The sequence below is a fragment of the Pseudochrobactrum sp. AO18b genome (genome assembly GCF_000409565.1).
GTDB classification, from domain to species: Bacteria; Pseudomonadota; Alphaproteobacteria; order Rhizobiales; family Rhizobiaceae; genus Pseudochrobactrum; species Pseudochrobactrum saccharolyticum.
Map to the genome: position 1 here is coordinate 1 of NZ_ANNO01000082.1, position 2,529 is coordinate 2,529.

Here is a 2,529-nt window from a genome sequence, read left to right on the forward strand (position 1 = left end):
CCCGAAAACGCAGAGGAGCTGGTTCTCGATCTCTATCGCCGGATGCCGTCCGTCCGGATTACAGACATCTTGCTGGAGGTCGATGAAGCGGTCGGCTTCTCCGACACCTTCTCCCATCTGAGAACTGGAGCCCCGTGCACCGACCGGGTCGGCTTGCTGAACGTCCTGCTTGCGGAAGGACTGAATCTCGGCCTCCGAAAAATGGCAGAAGCCTCGAACACCCATGATTACTGGCAGTTGTCACGTCTTGTACGGTGGCATGTCGAGAGCGAGGCCATGGACCAGGCGCTGGCGATTGTTGTGGCCGCGCAGGGGAAGCTACCGATGTCCCGGTTCTGGGGCATGGGGATCACCGCATCGAGCGATGGCCAGTTCTTCCCTTCGGCCCGGCAGGGTGAGGCGATGAACATGGTCAACGCCAAGTACGGAAACGAACCCGGCCTCAAGGCATACACTCACGTCAACGACCAGTTCGCACCGTTCGCGTCGCAGACTATTCCCGCGACAGTCAGCGAGGCCCCGTACATCCTTGACGGCCTGCTGATGAATGAGGCCGGTCGTCAGGTCGGAGAGCAATATGCCGATACGGCCGGCTTCACCGACCACTTGTTCGGGACCAGTGGAATGCTCGGCTACCGGCTCATCCTGCGCATCCGCGACCTGCCGTCGAAACGGCTCTACGTGTTCAACCCCGCAGCAACGCCCAAGGACTTACGCGGTCTGGTCGGTGGCAAAATCCGCGAAGAATTGATTGTGGTAAACTGGCCTGATTTGTTCCGGTGCGCCGCCACCATGGTCGCCGGCAAGATCCGGCCGAGCCAGTTGCTCCGAAAACTTGCCTCCTATCCTCGGCAGAACGATTTGGCGGCCGCGCTTCGGGAAGTCGGCCGCGTTGAACGCACTCTCTTTATTATAGAGTGGATTCTCGACACCGATATGCAGCGCCGCGCCCAGATCGGCCTTAATAAAGGCGAGGCTCATCATGCGCTCAAGAATGCGTTGCGCATTGGCAGGCAGGGTGAAATCCGGGATCGAACCACCGAGGGGCAGCATTACCGGATCGCCGGACTGAACCTGCTCACGGCGATCATCATATACTGGAACACCGTCCATCTCGGCCATGCAGTTGCCGAACGGCGGAATGAAGGTCTTGATGTCCCGCCCGAGCTTCTGGCCCACATCTCTCCGTTAGGTTGGGCGCACATCCTTCTGACCGGCGAATATCTCTGGCCCAAGGAGGCAATCCCTTAGGGTGACATTTCGCCGCCTACCTGAACCGACTCCTCTGACGGAGGACTTCTATGAGTGTAACTAACGAGGAATGGCGTTGGCTATTATTTTTTGAGTGCAATACCGAAGGACGCGGTGACTGCCCAAAACAGTGTCCGACATGCGGCCGCAGTGATAGCTGATATATGAATAATGCGCATGCCAATGCTTCGAGAAGCATGCGGGAATCATGAACAAAGTGACCTTCGGATGACGGAAAAAGCTGAAAGATTCGCTTTAAAGCGAAATTTCTATGCTGACTCATTCCAGTGGGTCGCACGGACCGCGATAACACGTCAATCAGCCTCTATCTAAAATATCAAAAAATTACTTTATATCAAAAAACAACTATATAATTTTACATCACCATTTTAAATTAAATTAAATTAATTATAATGAATAGTTTTTCAGTATAAATTATAAATATAATTACAATTATTTGTTTAATATTTGAATATACAGTTGTATTTTTGTAACATACTTTTAATTCATTGCATTGTATTAATCGAAAGCAAATTCACAGAGGACTAATCAAATGAAATATACAACCCTAGCAGCAGCTTTGCTTCTTTCCTCCACAAATGCTTTCGCTGCCGATGCCATCGTTTACAACGAGCCGACACCTCTCGTTACTGTCAATACTTTTAGCTGGGAAGGCGCTTATGTCGGCGTGAATGCTGGTTACGGCTTTGGAAAAACAAAAGAAACTTACACCGTTGGAGGCTCTGGAAATCTCAAACCACGCGGCTTTGTTGGCGGCGTTCAGGCCGGATACAATTGGCAGTTTGATCAAGTTGTTGCTGGTATCGAGGCTGATTTTCAGGGCTCGTCAATGAAAAAAAGCAAGCTTTATTATAATGGGTTCGATTCAGAACTCGGTTATACTGAAGCAAAAATTCAATGGTTTGGCACATTACGCGGTCGTTTAGGCACCAGTATTGCAGAACGCACTATGCTTTACGGTACTGCAGGTCTTGCATACGGTAAAATTAAATACGACACCTACAATAATTGGACAGACCAGTATGGCAGCCATTCCAAAACGCGTGCAGGTTGGGCAGTTGGTGCTGGTATTGAACATGCCTTTACTGATAATGTTTCTCTGAAAACAGAATATCTCTATACAGATTTAGGAAAACTCACTCTCCATAATGACCCTGCAGATGTTGCAAAAATTAAAACAAACTTTCACACTGTACGTATTGGTGTGAATTATAAATTTTAATTTATTAAGATATGAAAACAGCCCCCGGTTATTCC

The 2,529-nt window shown here is 49.5% G+C and carries 2 protein-coding genes; both read left to right on the forward strand.

The window, feature by feature from the left end; translation table 11 throughout:
- A partial coding sequence (locus tag A918_RS0103875) for a Tn3 family transposase (RefSeq protein ID WP_022709782.1) occupies positions 1–1,251 on the forward strand: 1,251 nt, incomplete at its 5' end.
- A gap of 553 nt (positions 1,252–1,804) precedes the next feature.
- Complete coding sequence (locus A918_RS0103880; RefSeq protein ID WP_022709783.1) at positions 1,805–2,494, forward strand: outer membrane protein; 690 nt, start codon at positions 1,805–1,807, stop codon at positions 2,492–2,494.
- Positions 2,495–2,529: the final 35 nt, after the last annotated feature.

Excerpts from the sequence above, each read along its gene's own strand:
- A918_RS0103880 (WP_022709783.1), top strand. The coding sequence starts at position 1,805 with ATGAAATATACAACCCTAGCAGCAGCTTTGCTTCTTTCCTCCACAAAT.